Here is a 21710-nt window from a genome sequence, read left to right on the forward strand (position 1 = left end):
CAAGGCGCAGGCGAGTCGCGGGGCTGACCCCGAAAATGACCGAATAACCGGTCACCTACACACTAAGAATCCACCGCAGAGGTTAACCGCTATGCCTGATTACAAGGCCCCCTTGCGTGATATCCGTTTCGTACGCGACGAACTGCTCGGCTACGAAGCGCATTATCAGAGCCTGCCTGGCTGCCAGGACGCTACTCCGGACATGGTCAACGCCATCCTTGAAGAAGGCGCCAAGTTCTGTGAGCAAGTGCTGTCCCCGTTGAACCGTGTAGGTGACACCGAAGGTTGCACCTGGTCCCCGGAAGGCGTGAAAACCCCTACCGGCTTCAAAGAAGCCTATCAACAGTACGTTGAAGGCGGCTGGCCGAGCCTGGCGCACGACGTTGACCACGGCGGCCAAGGTCTGCCTGAGTCGCTGGGTCTGGTACTCAGTGAAATGGTCGGCTCGTCCAACTGGTCGTGGGGCATGTACCCAGGCCTGTCGCACGGCGCGATGAACACCATCTCCGAGCACGGCACCGACGAGCAGAAGCACACCTACCTGACCAAGTTGGTCTCGGGTGAGTGGACCGGCACCATGTGCCTGACCGAGCCACATTGCGGTACTGACCTGGGCATGCTGCGCACCAAGGCTGAGCCGCAAGCTGACGGCACCTACAAAGTGTCCGGCACCAAGATCTTCATCTCCGCTGGCGAACACGACATGGCCGATAACATCGTCCACATCGTACTGGCCCGCCTGCCGGACGCGCCGCAAGGCACCAAAGGCATTTCCCTGTTTATCGTGCCGAAGTTCACCGTCAATGCCGACGGCACGGTGGGCGCGCGCAACGCCGTATCCTGTGGTTCGATCGAGCACAAGATGGGCATCCACGGCAACGCCACGTGCGTGATGAACTTTGACGGCGCCACCGGTTTCCTGATCGGCCCAGCCAACAAAGGCCTGAACTGCATGTTCACCTTCATGAACACGGCGCGTCTGGGTACTGCTCTGCAAGGTCTGGCCCATGCCGAAGTCGGCTTCCAGGGCGGCCTGAAGTACGCTCGCGAGCGTCTGCAGATGCGTTCTTTGACTGGCCCGAAAGCGCCGGAAAAAGCCGCTGACCCGATCATCGTCCACCCGGACGTGCGTCGCATGCTGCTGACCATGAAAGCCTTCGCGGAAGGCAACCGTGCGATGGTGTACTTCACTGCCAAGCAAGTGGACATCGTCAAATACAGCAAAGACGAAGCCGAGAAGAAAGCGGCCGACGAACTGCTGGCCTTCCTGACACCAATCGCCAAAGCCTTCATGACCGAAGTGGGCTTCGAAGCCGCCAACCACGGCATGCAAATCTACGGTGGCCACGGCTTTATCGCTGAGTGGGGCATGGAGCAGAACGTTCGCGACTGCCGTATCTCCATGATGTACGAAGGCACCACTGGTATTCAGGCTCTCGACCTGCTGGGTCGTAAGATTCTGATGACCCAAGGCGGCGCACTGAAGAACTTCACCAAGATCGTGCACAAGTTCTGCCAGACCAACGAAGCCAACGACGCCATCAAAGGCCTCGTCGAGCCGCTGGCCAAGCTGAACAAAGAGTGGGGCGACATCACCATGAAAGTGGGCATGGCCGCTATGAAAGACCGCGAAGAAGTCGGTGCCGCTTCGGTGGACTACCTGATGTACTCCGGTTATGCCTGCCTGGCCTACTTCTGGGCTGACATGGCTCGCCTGGCTGCCGAGAAGATTGCTGCCGGTGCTGAAGACGAGGCGTTCTACAAAGCCAAGCTGCAGACCGCCAACTTCTACTTCGCCCGCATCCTGCCGCGTACCCGTATGCATGTGGATGCCATGCTGTCTGGCGCCAACAACCTGATGGACATGGCCGAAGAGAACTTCGCCCTGGGCTACTAAGCCTTCGTCCATTGAGGTCGAAAAAACCGCTGCCCTTGGGTAGCGGTTTTTTTATGGGCGTCAGTCGTGGCGCGTTTCCGGGTGGTTGCAGGTGTTCGCGCGAACTATTGAGAAAATTGCCCGCTGCGTCCCGTGCGAAATTGGCCTGTTACAGGCAAACTGCAGGACGTTAGCCGCGTGTATCGCGCTGTGGAGTTCGTCTTGTCGCGTTTTGCTGCTGTGCGCCTGAGCCATTTCCTGCCTTCACTGTTGCTGTTAATCAGCGGCATGCTGGTGGCGCGCTTGGCTGTGCTCAGCGAGTTCTTCACCTCTCTGTTCAATGTGCTGCCGACGTTGTTGCTGTTGCTCGGCGGCGCGTTTTGTCTGGTGTATGGGCGTCAGCGTGAAGTGTTCCTGCTGCTGACCCTGTACCTCGCCTATTTTCTGCTCGACACCCAGGTTGACCATTTCCGCACCACGGGCCAGGTCCGCAGCGATGCCGCGTTGACCTTTCACCTGTGCAGCTTGTTGCTCCCACTGCTTTATGGGCTTTATGCGGCCTGGCAGGAACGGACTCATCTGCTGCAAGACCTGATCGCCCGCGCCGCCGTGATGCTGGCCATCGGTGCGGTGGCCGCCGGGCTGATGCAGCGTTTTCCGGACGCCTTGTTGCAGTGGTTATCCCAGGTGCGCTGGCCAGCGTTGCAGGTTGAGTGGATGGTGCTGGTGCAAGTGGCCTATCCGGTCTTGTTGATCGGTTTGATTCTGCTGGTGGTGCAGTACCTGCGTACGCCGCGGCCGTTGCATGCGGCGCAATTAGTGGGCCTGTGCGGCGTGTGCTGGATGCTGCCCAACACCTTTATCCTGCCGCATGCGCTCAACGTCATGAGCAGCCAGATCATGCTGATTTTGGTGGTGGCGGTGGCGCATGAGGCCTATCAAATGGCCTTTCGTGATGAACTCACGGGGCTGCCTGGTCGGCGCGCGCTGAACGAACGGCTGCAGCGACTCGGCCGCACCTACGTGATTGCCATGGCAGACGTCGATCACTTCAAGAAATTCAACGACACCCACGGTCACGATGTCGGTGATCAGGTGCTGCGCCTGGTGGCCAGTCAACTGCGCCAGATAGGCGGTGGCGGCAAGGCGTATCGGTATGGCGGCGAAGAGTTCACCTTGGTTTTCCCGGGCAAAACCCTTGAAGAATGCTTGCCGCATCTAGAGCAGGTGCGTCAGGCCGTCGAGCAATACCGTTTGCACCTGCGTGATCCGCAGCAGCGTCCGCAAAGTGACAAACAGGGGCGGCAGCGCCGAGCGGGCAAAGGTGCATCTGAAGTGTCGGTCACCATCAGCATGGGCGTGGCGGAGCGCGGCATACAGCACGCTGCGCCTGAAGATGTGATCAAAGCCGCCGACCAGGCGCTCTACAACGCCAAAAGCGCCGGGCGTAACTGTGTACGCAGTCACGGTCAGCGGCGCAGTGCGGTGAAAGTCGACATGCCGGCCCACTAGGTCGGCCCGCTTATGGCGCTGCATTCAGCGGCTCAACGGTCATTGTTGTCAGTGGTGTTCGCGCCTTAGGTTGAGTGCTTTAGCGATCCCTTGAATCTGCTGGAGCATGACCATGCCTGATTACAAAGCCCCGCTGCGCGACATGCGCTTTTTGCTCGATGACGTGTTTGATTTCCACGGCAGTTACGCTGCATTGGGGGCCAGCGAGGCCACCCCTGATATGGTCAGCGCGATTCTGGAAGAGGGCGCGAAATTCTGCGAACAGGTTCTGGCACCGCTCAATCGCTCGGGTGACGAGGAGGAGTGCCAGTTCAACCATGGCGTGGTGACCACGCCGCAGGGCTTTAAAGAAGCTTTTGCCCAGTACGTGGAAGGTGGCTGGAATGGCCTGGCGGCGGACCCGGCTTACGGTGGCCAAGGTCTGCCGCAATCGCTGGGTTTGATGATCAGCGAGATGGTCGGCGCCAGTAACCTGTCCTGGGGCATGTACCCAGGCCTGACCCACGGTGCGATGTCGGCGATTCACGCCCACGGCACTGAGGCGCAGAAGCAGACCTACCTGAGCAAGCTCACCGAAGGCCGTTGGACCGGCACCATGTGCCTGACCGAAGCCCATTGCGGCACCGACCTGGGCCTGATCAAAACCCGCGCCGTGCCGCAGGCCGACGGCAGCTATGCGGTTACCGGCAGCAAAATCTTCATCTCCGCCGGTGAGCACGACATGAGCGAGAACATCGTGCACTTGGTGCTGGCCAAGTTGCCCGATGCCCCAGCGGGCACCAAAGGCATTTCGCTGTTTATCGTGCCCAAGTTTCTGCCGGATGCGGCGGGTGAAGCGGGCGCGCGCAATGGCGTGAGCTGCGGCTCGATTGAGCACAAGATGGGCATCAAAGCCTCGGCCACCTGCGTGATGAACTTCGACGGCGCCACCGGCTACCTGATCGGCGAGCTGAATAAAGGCCTGAACTGCATGTTTACCATGATGAACCATGCCCGCTTGGGCACGGGCATGCAGGGCTTGTGTCTGGGCGAGGCGAGCTATCAGGGCGCGCTTAAATACGCCAACGATCGTCTGCAGATGCGTGCGCTCAGCGGTCCGAAAGCCCCGGAGAAAGCCGCCGACCCGATCATCGTGCATCCCGATGTGCGACGCATGCTGCTGACCATGAAAGCCTTCAACGAAGGCAACCGCGCGCTGGCTTACTTCACCGCACAGTTGCTTGATCAAGCACACCTAGGAGGCAGTGCCGAACAACGGGAAGAAGCGGAAAACCTGCTCGCTTTCCTCACGCCGATCTGCAAAGCCTTTATGACCGAGACCGGTCTGGAAGTGACCAACCACGGCATGCAGGTGTATGGCGGCCACGGTTTTATCCGCGAGTGGGGCATGGAGCAACTGGTGCGTGACTGCCGCATTGCGCTCATTTACGAAGGCACCAATGGCATCCAGGCCCTCGACCTGCTCGGTCGCAAGGTATTGGGCAGCCAGGGCAAGCTGCTGCGTGGCTTTAGCAAAATTATTCATAAATTCTGTGAGGCGCAGACTGAGCAAGCGCCGTTCGCCGCGTACGTCAGCCAGTTGGCAGGCCTTAACAAGCAGTGGGGCGAACTGACCCAGCAGATCGGCATGGCCGCCATGAAGAACCCAGACGAAGTCGGTGCCGCTTCGATGGATTACCTGATGTACTCCGGGTACGTCATTCTGGGCTACTTCTGGCTGCGCATGGCGCTGGTGGCGCAGGCCAAACTGGCCGCTGGCGAAGGTGATGCGGCCTTCTATCAAACCAAGCTGGCCACCTGCGAGTTTTACTTCAAGCGGTTGTTGCCGCGCACGGCGGCGCACCTTGCCGCCGCGCAGGCCGGCAGTGCGTGCATGATGGATTTGCCGGCCGCGCATTTCGCCCTCTGACGAACGGTTAAGTTGTGTAAAAACCCGCCAGCAGGCGGGTTTTTACTATGGGTTGCCGATCAAACGATTTGTGGCTTAATGGTCACGACGCGACCCTATGTGTCTGAAATGGTGTTCGGTTAGACTCTGGCTTCTTTCGTATACCCGCTGGTTCGTTCGAGGATTTGCTCCATGGCTGACTACAAAGCTCCCCTGCGCGATATGCGCTTCGTGCTCAATGAAGTGTTTGAAGTGTCCAAGCTGTGGGCCCAATTGCCGGGCCTGGCCGAGGTGGTGGATGAAGACACCGCAGCGGCGATTCTCGAAGAAGCCGGCAAAGTCATGGCGGGCAGCATTGCGCCGCTTAACCGCAGCGGCGATGAAGAAGGCTGCTCGTGGAACAACGGCGTGGTGAAAACCCCAGCCGGTTTCCCTGAGGCCTATCAAACCTACGCCGATGGCGGTTGGGTTGGCGTCGGTGGTGATCCGCTATTCGGCGGCATGGGCATGCCCAAGGTGATCTCCGCGCAGGTCGAAGAAATGGTCAACTCGGCCAACCTGTCGTTCGGTCTGTACCCGATGCTGACCGCCGGCGCTTGCCTGTCGATCAACGCCCACGCCAGCGAAGAGCTGAAAGAAAAATACCTGCCGAACATGTACTCCGGCGTTTGGGCCGGTTCCATGTGCCTGACCGAGCCGCACGCCGGCACCGACTTGGGCATCATCCGCACCAAGGCCGAGCCGCAAGCCGACGGCAGCTTCAAGATCAGCGGCACCAAGATCTTCATCACCGGCGGTGAGCACGACCTGACCGAGAACATCATCCACTTGGTGCTGGCCAAACTGCCGGATGCACCGGCTGGCCCGAAAGGCATCTCGCTGTTTTTGGTGCCGAAAGTCATGGTCAATGCCGACGGTTCGCTGGGCGAGAAGAACAGCCTGTCCTGCGGCTCGATCGAACACAAAATGGGTATCAAGGCCTCGGCCACCTGCGTGATGAACTTCGACGGCGCCACCGGCTGGATCGTCGATGCGCCGAACAAGGGCCTTGCTGCCATGTTCACCATGATGAACTACGAGCGTCTGGGTGTTGGCATTCAGGGTCTCTCCCTGGGCGAGCGCAGCTACCAGAACGCCGTGGAATATGCCCGCGACCGTATCCAGAGCCGCGCGCCGACCGGCCCGGTGGCTAAAGACAAAGCCGCTGACCCGATCATCGTGCACCCAGACGTGCGCCGCATGCTGCTGACCATGAAAGCCCTGAACGAAGGCGGCCGTGCCTTCTCCAGCTACGTGGCCATGCAACTCGACACCGCCAAGTACAGCGAAGACACCACCACCCGCAAGCGCGCCGAAGAGCTGGTCGCCCTGCTGACGCCAGTGGCCAAAGCCTTCCTCACCGACATGGCGCTGGAAACCACCGTGCACGGCCAGCAGATCTTTGGCGGCCACGGCTTTATCCGTGAGTGGGGCCAAGAGCAGCTGATCCGCGACTGCCGCATCACTCAGATCTACGAAGGCACCAACGGCATTCAGGCGCTCGACCTGGTCGGCCGCAAAGTAGTCGGCAGCGGCGGTGCGTTCTACAAGCACTTCGCCGAAGAGATCAAAGCCTTCACCGACAGCGCCGACGCCTCGCTGGCCGAGTTCGTCAACCCGCTGAAAGACGCCATCGCCAACCTGGAACTGATGACCAGCGACTTGCTGGAGCGCGCCAAGGCCAACCCGAATGAAGTCGGTGCTGCCTCGGTCGAGTACCTGCAGGTGTTCGGTTACACCGCCTACGCCTACATGTGGGCGCTTATGGCCCGTACCGCACTGGCCAAACAGGATCAAGACGAGTTCTACGTGAGCAAACTGGGCACCGCGCGTTTCTTCTTCGCCCGCCTGTTGCCGCGTATCCACTCGCTGACCGCTTCGGTTAAAGCCGGTAGCGAGTCGCTGTACCTGCTGGACGCAGCGCAGTTCTAAACGCTGTCTGGCAACCCCAAAGCCCCGGCCTCGTGCCGGGGTTTTGCGTTTTGGCAGCCTAAAAAATGCGACGACGGTTTAAAGCCAAAAGCCATCACAGCCTATTTGTATAGTCATTTGTTGCTATATGGGTTGATAAAAGGGTTTTTTAGGTTTATTCGTATATACAAATAAAGCGGAAGCCTGACCATGTCCCGTGCATCCTCCATTCAGTTATGGCGTGACCTCGTGTTGTTTGACGGTGAGCAGACCTGCCCGCAACCCATGGCCGTGTGGGTGCAAGACGGTCGCATCGCCGGCTTTTGCCCGGAGGCTGAGTTCGACGCGGCGGCGCTCAGCGATGTACGTGAGGTGGGACGCGGCGGCGTGATGACGCCGGGTCTGGTCGATTGCCACACCCATCTGGTTTATGCCGGTAATCGCGCCCGTGAATTCGAGCAGCGCCTTGAAGGTGTCAGCTACGCCGATATTGCCCGTGCCGGCGGCGGCATTCTCAGCACTGTGCGCGCCACCCGTGCAGCCAGTGAAGACGAACTGATCGCCGCCAGCCTGCCGCGCCTGGATGCCTTGCTCGCGGATGGCGTGACCACGCTGGAGATCAAATCCGGTTATGGCCTGAGCCTCGATGATGAACTGAAGCTGCTACGCGTGGCGCGTCGACTGAGCCAGCTGCGCCCGGTGCGCGTGCTGACCACGCTGTTGGGCGCACATGCACTGCCGCCGGACTACCACGAGCGCGCGGATGAGTACGTGACGCTGGTCTGTGAGTCCATGATCCCTGCGGCGGCCGCGCAAGGGCTGGCCGATGCGGTGGATGTGTTCTGCGAGCATATCGGCTTCAGCCCGGCGCAGTGTGAGCGGATTTTTCAAGCGGCGCAGCGTCACGGCTTGCCGATCAAGGCGCATGCCGAGCAACTGTCCAATCAAGGCGGCAGCGCGCTGACGGCGCGTTATCAGGGCTTGTCAGCCGACCATATCGAATACCTCGACGAGGTCGGCGTACAGGCCATGGCCGCCGCCGGCACGGTCGCCACCCTATTGCCGGGGGCGTTTTACACCCTGCGCGAAACCCAGTTACCGCCCATCGCGTTACTGCGCCAATACGGCGTCCCCATGGCTCTGGCCAGCGATGCCAACCCCGGCACTGCGCCTATTTGCTTCCCAACCCTGACCCTTAATCTGGCCTGCACCCTGTTTCGCCTGACCCCGCGCGAAGCGCTGGCTGGCATGACCGCGCACGCGGCCCGCGCGTTGGGTCGGCCGGATTTGGGACGTATTGCCGTGGGCGTGCCTGCCGATCTGTGCCTGTGGGCCGTGCAGCAGCCCGCCGAACTGGCGTATGCCGTGCAACCGGGGCGCTTACGCCAGCGCATCGTCAACGGCGTTATTTGCCACCCCATCGAGGTTGATCATCATGCACGCTGATCGTCACTGCATGTCGCTTTGGCAGGGTCGGATTGACCCCGAAGCCGACAGCCCGCGCTGGCATCAGCGCATTCAGCCGCTCGCCGCAGACAGTGCGCCGGGCTTGGCGTTGCTGGGGTTCGCCAGCGATGAAGGCGTGCGCCGCAATCAGGGGCGCGTCGGTGCGGTCAATGGCCCGCCGGCCATGCGCAAGGCGTTGGCCAATCTGGCCTGGCACCGTCAGGGCGCGGCCTATGACGCTGGCGATGTACTGTGCGCCGATGGCGATCTGGACGCCGCCCAGGTGCGTCTGGGTCATAACGTCTGTGCGCTGTTGAATGCCGGGCATTTGCCCATCGTGCTCGGCGGCGGCCATGAAGTGGCTTTTGGCAGTTGGCTGGGCCTGGCCGCGCACATGGCGTATAGCTCTTCACAAATAGCCGCCCCACGGATGGCCGTCCCACGTATTGGCATTATCAATTTCGATGCGCATTTCGACCTGCGCGACCCGGCGCATGCCCATTCCTCGGGAACGCCCTTTGCGCAAATTGCCGAAGACTGTGCTGTCCGTGGTTGGCCGTTCGCCTATGCCTGCCTGGGCGTCAGCCGCGCCAGTAACACCCGCGCCTTGTTCCAACGCGCCGCTGAATTGAACGTGCTGGTGCGCGAAGACCGCGAGATTCGCGAGTCCAGCCTACAGGCCATCAGCGCCGAGCTTTCTGGCTTTATCGCAGGCTGTGATGCGGTTTACCTGACTATCGATATCGACGTACTGCCCGCCTGCGAAGCGCCGGGCGTTAGCGCACCGGCCGCGCGCGGCGTGCCGCTGGCGCTGCTCGAACCGCTGCTGGAAGGCATCCGCGATAGCGGCAAGCTGCGCCTGATTGATCTGGCCGAACTCAACCCGGATTACGACATCGACAGCCGCACCGCCAAGGTTGCGGCCCGCCTCATCCATTTGCTGAGCCTGACTGGCTTACCTCAACCCTCAACAAGGAGCGCGCCATGAACCGTTATCGCGACACCACCATTCGTGCCGCCCGTGGCACCACGCTGACCGCCAAAAGCTGGCTGACCGAAGCGCCGCTGCGCATGTTGATGAACAACCTCGATCCGGACGTGGCCGAAAATCCAAATGAATTGGTCGTGTACGGTGGCATCGGCCGCGCCGCGCGCGATTGGGCGTGCTACGACAAAATCGTCGAGGTGCTCACGCGCCTTGAAGACAACCAGACGCTGTTGATCCAGTCCGGCAAGCCGGTCGGCGTGTTTGAAACGCACAAAGACGCGCCGCGCGTGCTGCTGGCCAACTCCAACCTGGTGCCGCACTGGGCCACCTGGAAGCACTTCAACGAACTGGATGCCAAGGGCCTGGCCATGTACGGGCAGATGACCGCCGGCAGTTGGATCTACATCGGCAGCCAGGGCATCGTCCAAGGTACTTATGAAACCTTCGTTGAAGCCGGTCGTCAGCATTACGGCGGCAACCTCAAAGGCCGTTGGGTGCTCACCGCAGGCCTAGGCGGCATGGGCGGCGCGCAACCATTGGCGGCAACCCTGGCCGGTGCCTGCTCGCTGAATATCGAGTGCCAGCAGTCGCGCATCGATTTCCGCCTTAAGACCCGCTATGTCGATGAGCAAGCCAGCGATCTGGACGACGCCTTGGCGCGTATCGACCGTTACTGCAGTGCAGGCCAAGCGGTGTCCATCGCCCTCTGTGGCAACGCCGCTGAAATTCTGCCGGAACTGGTGCGCCGTGGCGTGCGTCCGGACATGGTCACCGACCAGACCAGCGCCCACGACCCCCGCCACGGTTACCTGCCGGCCGGCTGGAGCTGGGACGAGTACGTGGCCCGTGGCAAAACCGAGGAGGCGCTGGTGGTCAACGCCGCCAAGCAATCCATGGCCGTGCACGTGCGCGCCATGCTGGCCTTCCAGCAGATGGGCGTGCCGACCTTTGACTACGGCAACAACATCCGCCAGATGGCGCTGGAGGAGGGCGTCGATAACGCCTTCGATTTCCCTGGCTTTGTCCCAGCCTATATCCGCCCGCTGTTCTGTCGCGGTATTGGTCCGTTTCGTTGGGTTGCGCTGTCGGGGGATCCGGAAGACATCTACAAAACCGACGCCAAGGTCAAAGAACTGATCCCCGACGACGCCCATCTGCACAACTGGCTGGACATGGCCCGCGAGCGCATCAGTTTTCAGGGTTTGCCCGCACGGATCTGCTGGGTCGGCCTGAAAGATCGCGCGCGTCTGGCGCAGGCCTTCAACGACATGGTCGCCAGCGGCGAGCTGAAAGCACCGATCGTCATCGGCCGCGACCATCTGGATTCCGGCTCGGTGGCCAGCCCGAATCGTGAAACCGAAGCCATGCAGGACGGATCCGACGCCGTGTCCGACTGGCCATTGCTCAACGCCCTGTTGAATACTGCGGGCGGCGCGACCTGGGTGTCGTTGCACCACGGTGGCGGGGTTGGCATGGGCTTTTCGCAGCATTCCGGGGTGGTGATCGTCGCTGACGGCAGCGCCGACGCCCGCGCCCGTCTGGGCCGAGTATTGAGAAATGATCCAGGTACCGGGGTGATGCGCCACGCCGATGCCGGTTATGAAATGGCTGTAGATTGTGCCCGCGAGCAGGGCCTCGACCTGCCTATGATTGCTGCGACCCAAGGAGCCCCCTTATGAGCCTGTTTACCCTGCACCCCGGTCAGCTGAGCCTGGCCGATGTGCGTGCCGCCTACCAAGCGCCGCTACAGGTGCGTCTGGACCCTAGCGCTCACGCCGCCATCGAGGCCAGCGTGGCCTGCGTCAACGGCATCATCGCCGAGGGCCTTACGGCTTATGGCATCAACACCGGTTTTGGCTTGCTCGCCTCAACCCGTATCGCCAATGAAGACCTGGAAAAGTTGCAGCGTTCGCTGGTGTTGTCGCATGCCGCCGGCGTCGGCGAGCCGCTGGACGACGCCATGGTGCGGCTGATCATGCTGCTCAAGGTCAACAGCTTGGCGCGCGGTTTCTCCGGTATTCGCCTGCAGGTGATCGAGGCGCTGATTACGCTGATCAATGCAGAGGTCTACCCGCATATTCCGCTCAAGGGGTCCGTCGGCGCATCTGGAGATCTGGCTCCCTTGGCGCACATGTCGCTGGTGCTGCTGGGTGAAAGCCAGGCGCGCTACAAGGGGCAATGGCTGCCCGCCACTGAGGCATTGGCCATCGCCGGTTTACAGCCGATGACCCTGGCCGCCAAAGAAGGCTTGGCGCTGCTTAACGGTACGCAGGTGTCCACCGCCTATGCGCTGCGCGGCCTGTTTGAGGCTGAGGATCTGTTTGCCGCCGCCACTGTTTGCGGCGCACTGACGGTCGAGGCTGCGCTGGGCTCGCGCGCACCGTTTGACCCGCGCATTCATGCGGCGCGTGGCCAGCGCGGGCAAATCGATGCAGCGGCCATCTATCGCCACCTGCTCGGTGAGAGCAGCGAGGTCGGGCGCTCTCATGAGGCCTGCGACAAGGTGCAGGACCCTTACTCATTGCGCTGCCAGCCGCAGGTGATGGGTGCCTGCCTGACCCAGCTGCGCCAAGCCGCTGAGGTGCTGGCGGTGGAAGCCAACGCCGTGTCGGATAACCCGCTGGTGTTCGCCGCCGAGGGCGATGTGATTTCGGGTGGCAACTTCCACGCAGAACCCGTGGCCATGGCCGCCGACAATATCGCCCTGGCGATTGCCGAAATCGGCGCACTGAGCGAACGGCGTACCTCGCTGATGATGGACAAGCACATGTCGCAGCTGCCGCCGTTTCTGGTGGCCAATGGCGGGGTCAATTCCGGCTTTATGATCGCTCAGGTCACTGCTGCCGCCCTGGCCAGTGAGAACAAGGCATTGGCTCACCCGCACAGCGTCGACAGCCTACCGACGTCGGCGAACCAGGAAGACCATGTCTCCATGGCCCCAGCCGCCGGTAAACGCCTGTGGGAAATGGCCGCCAACACCCGTGGCGTGCTGGCCATCGAGTGGCTGGGAGCTTGCCAGGGCCTGGATTTCCGCCAAGGGTTGCACAGTTCGCCGCTGCTCGAGCAAGCACGCCACGCCTTGCGTGCGCAGGTTCCGTATTACGTGGAAGACCGTTTCTTTGCTCTGGATATCGAGGCCGCCAATACCCTGCTCGCCGAGCGCGTGCTGAGCCCGCTGTTGCCGAGCGGGTTATTACCGTCGCTGACGTAGCCCGGATGAACTCCGGGAGCTCGCGTGTGGTCCGCCCCGGATTGCATCCGGGCTACGTCGTGTATTGCTTTGGTAGGGTGGACAACGCGCAGCGTGTCCACCAGCTCCGCGCGTTGCCCGCCCTACGTCGCGGCTTGTTGACGGGTTATTATCCGCGCATCGGGACCATCCCCAAGGAGCCGCTGTGAGCAGTGCCACCCCGCGTTACAAAGTGATTGAAGCGTTTCTACTGGAGCGTATCCACAGTGGCGCATACCCCATCAATCACCAGATTCCGCCGGAAGAACAGTTGGCGCGGGATTTTGGAGTGAGCCGCATGACGGCCAACAAGGCCATTCGCGACCTGGTGCAAAAGGGCTATCTGCTGCGCCAAGCGGGCTTGGGTACGTTTGTCACCGACCGCAAAGCAGAATCCTCACTGCATGAAGTGCTGAACATCGCCAATGAAGTGCGCGGGCGTGGCCATGCTTACAGCAACGACATTATTTGCTGCGAGGCGCTGGCGGCGGATGATGAAGTAGCGCTGCGCCTGGGGTTGCGCGTGGGCGCTGAGGTGTTCCACAGCATGCTGGTGCACCGCGAAGACACTGTGCCGATCCAACTGGAAGACCGCTTCGTTAACCCGCGTTGGGTGCCGCACTACCTGCAAAGCGATTTTGCCAAGCAGACGCCCAACGAGGTGCTGGTCAACAGCTGCCCGATTTCCGATGTCGAACATGTGGTTGAGGCGGTGCGGGTGGATCAAGCGGTGGCGGCCTTGCTGGATATCGACATGACCACGCCGTGCCTGAGTGTGATTCGCCGGACGTGGTCCGATGACCATCTGATCAGCTACGCCCGGCTGATTCATCCGGGCGATCGCTACAAACTTCGCTCACTGCACAAGACGCGGCCTTAACCGCGATCAGTTTTTGATCTGCTGCTCGACCAGTTCGGGATTATCGATAAAGCGGTTGCGGGTGCCCTGCAGGCCGGCAATCTTGTCATTTCGGGCTTTTTCTTCCGCGTCGGGCGGGTCCATCTGGTGCCATTTTTTGAACATCTGCACCTGGCCGACGATGGGCAGGTCGTATTCAACGTGCATGTAGAAAATCGCCCGGGCTATGTTGCCCTTGGCCTCGTCGCGCGGCTCGACCAGTTGGAAACTGGTTTTCATGTCGCAGCCAATATCCGCGAATTTGCTCGGCACGCTGTCATCCAACTCGCCGAACTGGGCGTTGCGCCGCGCCAGTTCAACACGGGTCAGGGCCGGATAGAGGTTGTGCAGGTCAGAGGCGATGTAGCTGTAGCGCGGGTTCATGATTGAACACTGGCGGTCGGTTACGCAGCGCAGCGTACTCTTCAGTTGTTTGGTGCTGTAGATCGGGCTGGCTTTGAGTTGACCATTTTCGCCGCCGAATGAGCTGCCGCAGTAAAGGGTTGTACCGCCCTGGCCATAAACCTGGCTCCAGAACAGCTGCACCGCGGCTTTAGGGTCGGCAATTTGGTCTTGCCCGTTGGCGGCTGCCAGAGGGCTGGCGACGGCTGTGAGACAGCCAAGAACAAGAAGCAGTGAGCGCATGTTTGGCCCCAATGACCGCCGTTGACGGGGTCTGTTGTTTTTGTAAGACAAGTTTGAGTCTAACAAGACCTGCGTCACAAAATAAAGCCACGGGTTTTCTTTAGGGTTTGCGAAATTTACGCACAGATGCCGCCGCACAGGCGTTTGCCTGCACAGTGGCGTCGCATCAACAGCGTGTAAGTCATTGCTTACAAAGCGTGCAGCCCATTGCCACTATACCTTCGGTCGGTGGGTAACTAATCTGCCACCCATGGACGTCGCGCAGGAAGCGCACTTTAGCAACAGGGATACGCTGGACAGCTGCCAGGATGGCAAGCCGATCAAGGATGTCAGTACACAGTCTGCATAAGCCCCGCGAAAGCGGGGTTTTCTTTTTCTGGCTCGCCATCCATTGCAGCCACCCTTCAGGCCATCGTTGCGCGATGTTAAAAATTGCACCAGGCAATTTTTAAGGTGTTCGCCAAGCCGCACAACTTCAAGCAGCCGAACCCTTTTCAGGGGTGATCAGGCGGTTTGACGCGATCCCTGTAACTCGGCAAACCAGTTCAACGTTTCATCCCACAGTGGCTGCGCCGCCGGGCGGAAGTAGCCCATATGGCCGATTGCGCCGATCGGTTCTGCGCAGTCGATGGTTCGCGCTTGATAGGGGGCACGGCTGTAAGCGGCCATAAAGGCATCGCGCGAAGCCGGCGGTGCCCATAAATCGTCCAGGGCATTGGCGGCCACAATCGGTGTACTGACCTGAGCAAAACGTTCCGCCAGGCCGGGCATCTGCGGGTCTTCAAAGAAGTAGCGTGGGTAGCCGCACCAGCGCTTCCACTGGGTGTAAACGCCCAGAGGCAAGTCTTCGCCCATGCCCAGTTTGCTCCAGGCCAGATAGCCTTTGTAGCGTGTCATCAATGGGCCAATAAGCCGCCACATGGTTAGCACGCGCAGTTGTTCGGCCTTGGGCATCCAACCGTGCCAGCCCGCGCCCGTGCCGAAGGTGTAGAAACCCTGCACCTGATCATGGTTAGGCAGCAAGCCAAAGGCATGCCCGCCAAACGAGTGGCCAACCATATACAGCGGTCGTTGTGCGTGCCGGTGTTGGTCAACGGCGGCGGCCAGATCCAGGTGAGCCCAGTCCAGGTAGTCCATCTTGAAACCACGCAGGGTGTCCGGTTTGGATTGGCCGATGCCTCGGTAATCCAGCGTCAGGGTGCTGAAGCCGCGCTGTGCGGCGTATTCGGCAAAGCGGCGGTAAAAGCCTTGTGGTACGCCGGTCGCGCCGGCAATCACCAACTGCGCGCGTGGTTGCGGGGCGTGATACAGCGTGGCGGTGAGCGGGTAGCCGTCGAGCGCGGGGAGCGTGATGGCTTCACTGAGAATGGCGCGGGTGTTGGCACTCATGGTCGGACTCCTCCCGGAAACTGTTCGCGGGCCAGGTTAAACAGGGCAGTGGCGGCACGTCTGAGTGGTTCACTGCTGCCTGCGACGCGGGCTTGCAACAGCCCGCCTTCATAGATCGCCACAAACAGGGCAGCGAGGTTTTCGGCCTGCTCGTCGGCATAGCCATACGCGCGTAGTTGCCGGCTTAGCGCTTGGCGTACAGCGTTAAAACTGCGTTGCAGTGCGGCGCGAATCTCAACGTCGTCGGCGCTGCTTTCCAACGCGATGGTGGCCAACGGGCAGCCGCGCTCAAAGCCGCTGCTTTCCAATTGCTGTAAGGCACCCTGCAGCCAACTGTGCATGGCGTTGAGCGGGTCAGGCTGATGGCTGAACAACTGAGCAAACAGGCTGTCGATGCGCTCGCTGATGCGCTCAATCGCCGCCACCGCCAACTCGCTTTTACCACCCGGGAAGTGGTGATACAGGCTGCCCTTGGGGGCACCAGCGATATCCAGCAGTTCATTAAGGCCGACACCATGCAAACCTTTGCGCTGCAGGGCGTCGGTCATGGCGTTGATCAGGTTGTCGCGGGTCGAGGTCTTTTTCATGGGAATAATATATAGACCGGTCGGTCTATTTTGCCAAGGGTTTAATGGCGCTTTTGTGGGATTTCATCCGAGCTCAGTGTACGTGCTAGTCAGTTGCCACCCTGCAGGCAGCGCTTGCTCTAGTACCCTTGCAGCCTTATCGCGCAGCTAAATGCTCATGCTGCTGCCTGTTAAGAAACGACCAACGGTTAGTGTTCGGGTTGACGCTCTGTGAGTAACGGCGGAATCTGAAAACCGTATGCCGTGCTCGGTCATGTCGTTGTCACTGAAGTGGCCGATGCTGGTGAGCAGACCAACAAGATCCCCTTTTGGCCATTCGGCCTTTGCGTTACCTGAACTGCCTCCTGACCTTAATCGTCACGCCGGAGTATCCGGCAAGGAGATCGTTATGCACCTCTTACTTCCCTTACCTCTTGGCTTGTTCGACCCCCATTTGCAATTGGAGGCCGAGCAGGTAGACGCGGCGCTGCGTTGGCCGTCTCGGCGCGCGGTGGGTATTCATGCGCAAATCAGCCAAGCCATTACTGCCATTGATCAGCTCAGCGTGCAGTTGCAGCGCGCCGAACTGGAGCGCAAAGCGACCACCCGACATTGACGCTGATCATCCGGGCTGAGGGATCAGCCCGGATGGAAGGCGCGCCGTAGATCATCGGCAAACGCCTTCTGGGCATCGCTGGGGTGTTGGCCGCGGTGGCTGGTGAGGTGGAATGGCACCTCGAATGCCAGCGACTCGGGCTCAATCGGCCATAGCCGACCGCTGCTGTGCCAGGGCGCGGCGATGTGTTCGGGCAGGTAGCCGATATGCTGGCCTGAGAGGATAAAGGCCAGTGCACCGTCCACCTGCTCGGTTTGGGCGGAGCTGGCTGTGCCTTGCAAGGGTTCGCGGGCCTGCACGAAGCGATAGGGGTGGTGCACGCGGTCGGCCTGTTGCAGGTCGCTCGGGCTGATGTGTTGGCGTCCATAAAGTGGATGGCCGTGCGCGCAGTAGAGCACTTGCCGTTCGCGGAACAAAGGCTGATAGGTCAGTGCGCTCTGGTTGCCGGAGAAGTAGCCGATGGCCAGGTGCAGTTGGTCTTGCAGCAGGCGGCGTTCCAGTTCCGCCGGCATGGCGGTGATCAGCTCGATCTGCACCTGTTGTTTACGCGCGCGAAACTGCCGGATGGCCTCGGCCACCTGCTCAAGCACCGAAGCCGCCAAGCCTTCAGATAAACCAATGCGTAGTTCTCCGAGTAAGGTGTCGGCCATGCCCTGCGCTTCCCCTTTGAAGGTGTCGATGGCGCTGAACAATTTACGCGTGGCATTAAGCACCTGCTCGCCCTTGGGGGTCAGGCGAAACCCCGCTTTGCCGCGCTCGCACAGACGAAACCCCAGGCGCGTCTCCAGCTTGGCCATCTGCGTGCTGATGGTGGACTGACCAATGCCCAACTCACCCTGCGCCGCGCTGAAGCCGCCGCATTCCACCACGGTGACGAACAGGCGCAATAACTGCAGGTCGAGGTCCCGCAACTGGCTGAGCATGCTGGCTCCTAACATTGATATACATCGATGCCAGAGTAGAACACTTCATATTTAAACCACGCAAATGGCCATGCAGGATGTACTCAGCCCCTTATCTGATTGAGGTTGTTGACCATGCGGCAGATTGTGATGCCTGTGCTGTTATGCAGCGCGCTGGCCGTGCAGGCCGAAGAGCGCACCCTGAATATCTACAGTTGGTCGGCCTATGTGCCGGAGCAGGCCTTGCAGCGGTTCAAGGATGAAACCGGGATCAAGGTCAATTACGACATCTTCGACAGCGCTGAAGCCCTGGACAGCAAACTGCTGACCGGTGGCAGTGGCTATGACGTGGTGTTCCCGGCCACCAGTGGCCTGGCCCGTGCGATTCAAGCCAAGGCGTTGCAGCCGCTGGATCGCACCCAGTTACCGCGCCTGAATAACCTCGACCCGGCGCTGCTGGAGAAACTCGCCAGCGCCGACCCTGGCAACCAATATGGCTTGCCCTACACTTGGGGCACCGTGGGCCTGGGCTACAACAAGCAGGCGGTGGAGCAGCGCTTGCCCGGCGTGGCGCTGAACAGCCTGAATGTGCTGTTCAAGCCCGAATACGCCAGCAAGCTCAAGGATTGCGGCATTGCGGTGATCGATTCGCCGCAAGAGGTGATCAGCATCGTGCTCAACTACCTTGGCAAAGACCCTTACAGCCGCGAGCGTGCTGATCTGGACGCCGCTGCGCAGGTCCTTACGCAGTTGCAGCCCAACCTGCGCTACGTGGGCGCCGGCCGGCACATCAATGACCTGGCCAAGGGCGAGATCTGCCTGGCGCTGACCTACAACGGCGACGCCTACATGGCAGCCGCCAATGCCGCAGAGGCCCAGCAGCCCTTCGAGGTGCAATACCGCATCCCGCATGAAGGTACGCTGCTGTGGTTCGACACCCTGGCCATTCCCGTCGACGCGCCGAACCCCGCCGCGGCGCATGCCTTTATCGACTACATGCTGCGTCCCGAATCCATCGCCGAGCTGACCAATGGCCTGTTCTTCGCCAACGCCAACCAGGCCGCCACCGCATTGGTTGACCCGGCGATTACCGGTGATGCCGATATCTACCCTGATGATGCCGTGCGCGCCCGGCTGTTTGCCGAAGAGTTATTGCCGCTGCGCCAACAACGTGAACGCACGCGCATCTGGACCACATTCCGCAGCCAGTATTGAGCCGACTGCGAATAGATCCTCGCGGCCTGCGGCAAGGCCGCACCGCACGTCTTATGAGGCGCTGGCTTTGTAGCCCGGATGACATCCGGGGCGCTTAGGTTTCAAGCAGGCACTCCCGGATTGCATCCGGGCTACGTGTGCCGCCCGGTATTTCCTAATCATTGAGAGCAAGGCAATGGAAACTTTTAACGGCAACGACCTGGCCTTCACCCGCGACAGCCTCTATGGCACCTTTTCCGAGCCGACCTATGCCGGCGTCACCAGTTTTATGCGTCGCCGCTACAGCCGCGACCTGCAAGGAGTGGACCTGGTGGTCAGCGGCGTGCCGTTTGATACCGCCACCACCAACCGCCCCGGCACCCGTTTTGGGCCTCGTGCGATTCGTGCAGCGTCCATCACCAGCGCCTGGGAACGGCATTATCCGTGGGAGTTCGACCCCTTCGATCACTTGGCCGTGATCGACTATGGCGACTGCAATTTTGATCACGCCTTGCCGCACAAGATCCCGGCAGCCATCGAAGCGCATGCCGAGCATATCGTTCAGGCGGGCTGCGGCATGCTCACTCTGGGCGGCGACCACTTCATCAGCTACCCGCTGCTCAAGGCCCATGCGCGCAAACACGGTGCGCTGTCGCTGGTGCACTTTGATGCGCATAGCGACACCTGGCCGGACACGGATGACAGCGAACAAGGTGTCAGCCACGGCACCATGTTCTACCACGCCGCCCGCGAGGGCTTGGTCGACCCGTCACGTTCGGTACAAATTGGCCTGCGCACCACCAATGACGATGTGATGGGTTTTCAGGTGCTGGATGCGCGCGAGGTGCACCGCAGCACGCCCGAGCAGATCGCCGCGCAAATCCGCGCCCGCGTGGGCGATAACCCGGTGTACCTGACCTTTGACATTGATTGCCTTGATCCGGCCTTCGCCCCCGGTACCGGCACCCCGGTTTGCGGTGGCCTGAGCAGTCATCAGGCTCTGGAGATTTTGCGTGGCTTGCGCGGCATCAACTTGGTGGGCATGGACGTGGTGGAAGTGTCGCCACCGTATGACCATGCCGAAGTCACCGCGCTAGCCGGGGCCACCGTGGCGATGGAGTTGGTGTGTTTGTATGCGGCGCGGCATAAGTTGGGTGAAAAGACGTAGGGTGGAAATCGCTGTTTTTTCACCCCGGGTGACCGCATGACCACCCTTGTTGGACCGGTGAGCGGGGTCCACCCTACGACTGACGTTAGCCTGTGTCGTGTGTGGGAGGCGCTTTAGCGGCGAGCCATTAGCGGCTGTTGTCGCGGCTAAAGCGGAATCCCACCCAGCCCTCCCACGATAAAACCACGGCCGGCGCGTTACTGCGCCTGCAACAGGTAATGGCGCTTCTTGCCAAGGCTTAGCCGGCGGCCCAGCTGCCAGGCTCGCAACGGCTGGTCCGGGTTGCTCTGACGTTCACCATCCAGCAGCAGCCCGCCGCCGCTCGCCAGGCGGCGTACTGCGCTGCGTGAGGGCTGCAAGTTATGGCGCAGCAGCAGGTCGGTGAGGCTGAGGCCGCCGGCCAGGTCTTCTGGACTGACGCTCAACTGCGGCAACTCAGCAGCCATATTCTGCGCGCTAAACAACGCCCGGGCGGTGGCTTCGGCGTCGCGGGCGACTTGTACACCGTGAGCCAGTGCAGTGGCGGCGTTGGCCAGGATGATCTTCACCTGATTCAGCTCGGCGCCTTCAAGGGCACTCAAACGCGCGACTTCATCCAGTGACAGTTCGCTGAACAGGGCGAGAAAGCGCCCCACATCGACGTCATCGCAATTGCGCCAGAATTGCCAGAAGTCGTACGGCGAGAGTTTGTCGCCATTCAGCCACACCGCGCCGCTGGCGGATTTGCCCATCTTGCGCCCGTCACGGGTGGTCAGCAGCGGCATGGTCAGGCCGAACAGCGGCTGACAGCCCTGACGCCGGCCCAGCTCCACGCCATTGATGATATTCGCCCACTGGTCGGCACCACCCAGTTGCAGGGTGCAATTGTGCCGGCGCGCCAGCTCGGTGAAGTCATGGGCCTGCAGCAGGGTGTAGCCGAACTCCTGAAAGCTCAGCGAATGCTCACGCTCCAGGCGGTTGCGTACGGCATCGAAGGTCAGCAGGCGGTTGATGGAGAAGTGCCGGCCGACCTGATCGAGAAACTGCAGGTAGCCGATGCCGTCCAGCCAGTCAGCGTTGTCCACTACCAAGCCGTCGCAGGGGCCATCGCCCAACTGGATGTAGCGGGCAAAGCAGCCGGTAATCTCGGCGATGTTGTGCTGGATCTGCGCCTCCGTCAGTACCGGCCGGCTGCTGTCGCGAAAGCTTGGATCGCCGATGCGCGTGGTGGCGCCGCCGATCAGCAGGATCGGCTTATGCCCGGCACGCTGCAGGTGACGCATCAGCATCAAGGCTTGTAAATGGCCGACATGCAGACTGTCTGCCGTGGCGTCGAAGCCGAGGTAGAAGGTGATCGGGCCTTGGTTGAGCGCCAGGCGCAGGCCATCGAGGTCGGTGCTTTGGTGGATAAAACCACGGGCAGCGAGTTGGTCGAGTAGATCAAAGGTGTTGCTGGACATAAGT

17 protein-coding genes are annotated in these 21710 nt (G+C 61.0%); 12 read left to right on the forward strand and 5 right to left on the reverse strand.

Annotation, left to right across the window (positions count from 1 at the left end; genetic code table 11):
• Positions 1 to 91: 91 nt before the first annotated feature.
• The 9 genes from AUK77_RS16550 (at position 92) to hutC (ending at position 13769) form a co-directional block, all read left to right on the forward strand.
• Entirely contained in the window at positions 92 to 1897 is a 1806-nt protein-coding gene (locus AUK77_RS16550; protein ID WP_296131843.1) for a phenylacyl-CoA dehydrogenase, read from the forward strand.
• Positions 1898 to 2098: 201 nt separating this feature from the next.
• Entirely contained in the window at positions 2099 to 3388 is a 1290-nt protein-coding gene (locus tag AUK77_RS16555) for a GGDEF domain-containing protein (protein WP_296131845.1), read from the forward strand.
• 112 nt (positions 3389 to 3500) lie between these two features.
• Positions 3501 to 5297: an acyl-CoA dehydrogenase C-terminal domain-containing protein gene (locus AUK77_RS16560; protein ID WP_296131847.1), complete on the forward strand. Its 1797-nt coding sequence runs from the start codon at positions 3501 to 3503 to the stop codon at positions 5295 to 5297.
• 171 nt (positions 5298 to 5468) lie between these two features.
• Positions 5469 to 7247, forward strand: coding sequence for an acyl-CoA dehydrogenase C-terminal domain-containing protein (locus tag AUK77_RS16565; protein ID WP_296131850.1), 1779 nt, complete (start codon positions 5469 to 5471; stop codon positions 7245 to 7247).
• A 189-nt stretch (positions 7248 to 7436) separates the two neighbouring features.
• Positions 7437 to 8672 (forward strand): imidazolonepropionase, encoded by a 1236-nt coding sequence (hutI, locus tag AUK77_RS16570; RefSeq protein ID WP_296131852.1) that lies wholly within the window; start codon positions 7437 to 7439, stop codon positions 8670 to 8672.
• Positions 8662 to 9660 (forward strand): formimidoylglutamase, encoded by a 999-nt coding sequence (gene hutG, locus AUK77_RS16575; RefSeq protein WP_296131856.1) that lies wholly within the window; start codon positions 8662 to 8664, stop codon positions 9658 to 9660. Before hutI ends, hutG begins: the two co-directional genes overlap by 11 nt.
• Complete coding sequence (hutU, locus tag AUK77_RS16580) at positions 9657 to 11339, forward strand: urocanate hydratase (RefSeq protein WP_296131859.1); 1683 nt, start codon at positions 9657 to 9659, stop codon at positions 11337 to 11339. The genes hutG and hutU overlap by 4 nt, the downstream gene beginning before the upstream one ends.
• Entirely contained in the window at positions 11336 to 12871 is a 1536-nt protein-coding gene (hutH, locus tag AUK77_RS16585; RefSeq protein ID WP_296131862.1) for a histidine ammonia-lyase, read from the forward strand. The genes hutU and hutH overlap by 4 nt, the downstream gene beginning before the upstream one ends.
• Positions 12872 to 13055: 184 nt before the next feature.
• Positions 13056 to 13769 (forward strand): histidine utilization repressor, encoded by a 714-nt coding sequence (hutC, locus tag AUK77_RS16590; protein WP_296131865.1) that lies wholly within the window; start codon positions 13056 to 13058, stop codon positions 13767 to 13769.
• 6 nt (positions 13770 to 13775) lie between these two features.
• Here the strand turns inward: hutC and AUK77_RS16595 are convergent, their stop codons facing one another.
• From AUK77_RS16595 to AUK77_RS16605, 3 genes are all read right to left on the reverse strand, one after another.
• On the reverse strand, positions 13776 to 14432 hold the full coding sequence (locus AUK77_RS16595) for an endonuclease (RefSeq protein WP_296131868.1): 657 nt from the start codon (positions 14430 to 14432) through the stop codon (positions 13776 to 13778).
• 504 nt (positions 14433 to 14936) lie between these two features.
• Positions 14937 to 15821, reverse strand: coding sequence for an alpha/beta fold hydrolase (locus AUK77_RS16600; protein ID WP_296131871.1), 885 nt, complete (start codon positions 15819 to 15821; stop codon positions 14937 to 14939).
• Positions 15818 to 16408: a TetR/AcrR family transcriptional regulator gene (locus tag AUK77_RS16605; protein WP_296131873.1), complete on the reverse strand. Its 591-nt coding sequence runs from the start codon at positions 16406 to 16408 to the stop codon at positions 15818 to 15820. Before AUK77_RS16605 ends, AUK77_RS16600 begins: the two co-directional genes overlap by 4 nt.
• Before the next feature lie 388 nt (positions 16409 to 16796).
• Here AUK77_RS16605 and AUK77_RS16610 point away from each other — a divergent pair, with 388 nt between their 5' ends.
• On the forward strand, positions 16797 to 17003 hold the full coding sequence (locus tag AUK77_RS16610) for a hypothetical protein (RefSeq protein WP_296131876.1): 207 nt from the start codon (positions 16797 to 16799) through the stop codon (positions 17001 to 17003).
• A 23-nt stretch (positions 17004 to 17026) separates the two neighbouring features.
• Here AUK77_RS16610 and AUK77_RS16615 read toward each other — a convergent pair whose 3' ends face one another.
• Positions 17027 to 17926 (reverse strand): LysR family transcriptional regulator, encoded by a 900-nt coding sequence (locus AUK77_RS16615; RefSeq protein WP_296131879.1) that lies wholly within the window; start codon positions 17924 to 17926, stop codon positions 17027 to 17029.
• Positions 17927 to 18031: 105 nt separating this feature from the next.
• Between AUK77_RS16615 and AUK77_RS16620 the strand changes: the two genes are divergently transcribed.
• Together AUK77_RS16620 and speB are read left to right on the forward strand one after the other, a co-directional pair.
• Complete coding sequence (locus AUK77_RS16620) at positions 18032 to 19120, forward strand: polyamine ABC transporter substrate-binding protein (RefSeq protein WP_296131881.1); 1089 nt, start codon at positions 18032 to 18034, stop codon at positions 19118 to 19120.
• Positions 19121 to 19295: 175 nt separating this feature from the next.
• A complete protein-coding gene (gene speB / locus AUK77_RS16625; protein ID WP_296131883.1) occupies positions 19296 to 20267 on the forward strand; it encodes an agmatinase in 972 nt (323 codons plus the stop codon).
• A gap of 197 nt (positions 20268 to 20464) precedes the next feature.
• Here speB and tyrS read toward each other — a convergent pair whose 3' ends face one another.
• The gene (gene tyrS / locus AUK77_RS16630) at positions 20465 to 21706 is read right to left on the reverse strand and encodes a tyrosine--tRNA ligase (protein WP_296131887.1); all 1242 of its coding nucleotides are present in this window, start codon (positions 21704 to 21706) and stop codon (positions 20465 to 20467) included.
• Between the last annotated feature and the right edge of the window lie 4 nt (positions 21707 to 21710).

Origin of the sequence: Pseudomonas sp. Ga0074129 (assembly GCA_001465025.1) — a bacterium.
Taxonomy (GTDB): domain Bacteria; phylum Pseudomonadota; class Gammaproteobacteria; order Pseudomonadales; family Pseudomonadaceae; genus Aquipseudomonas.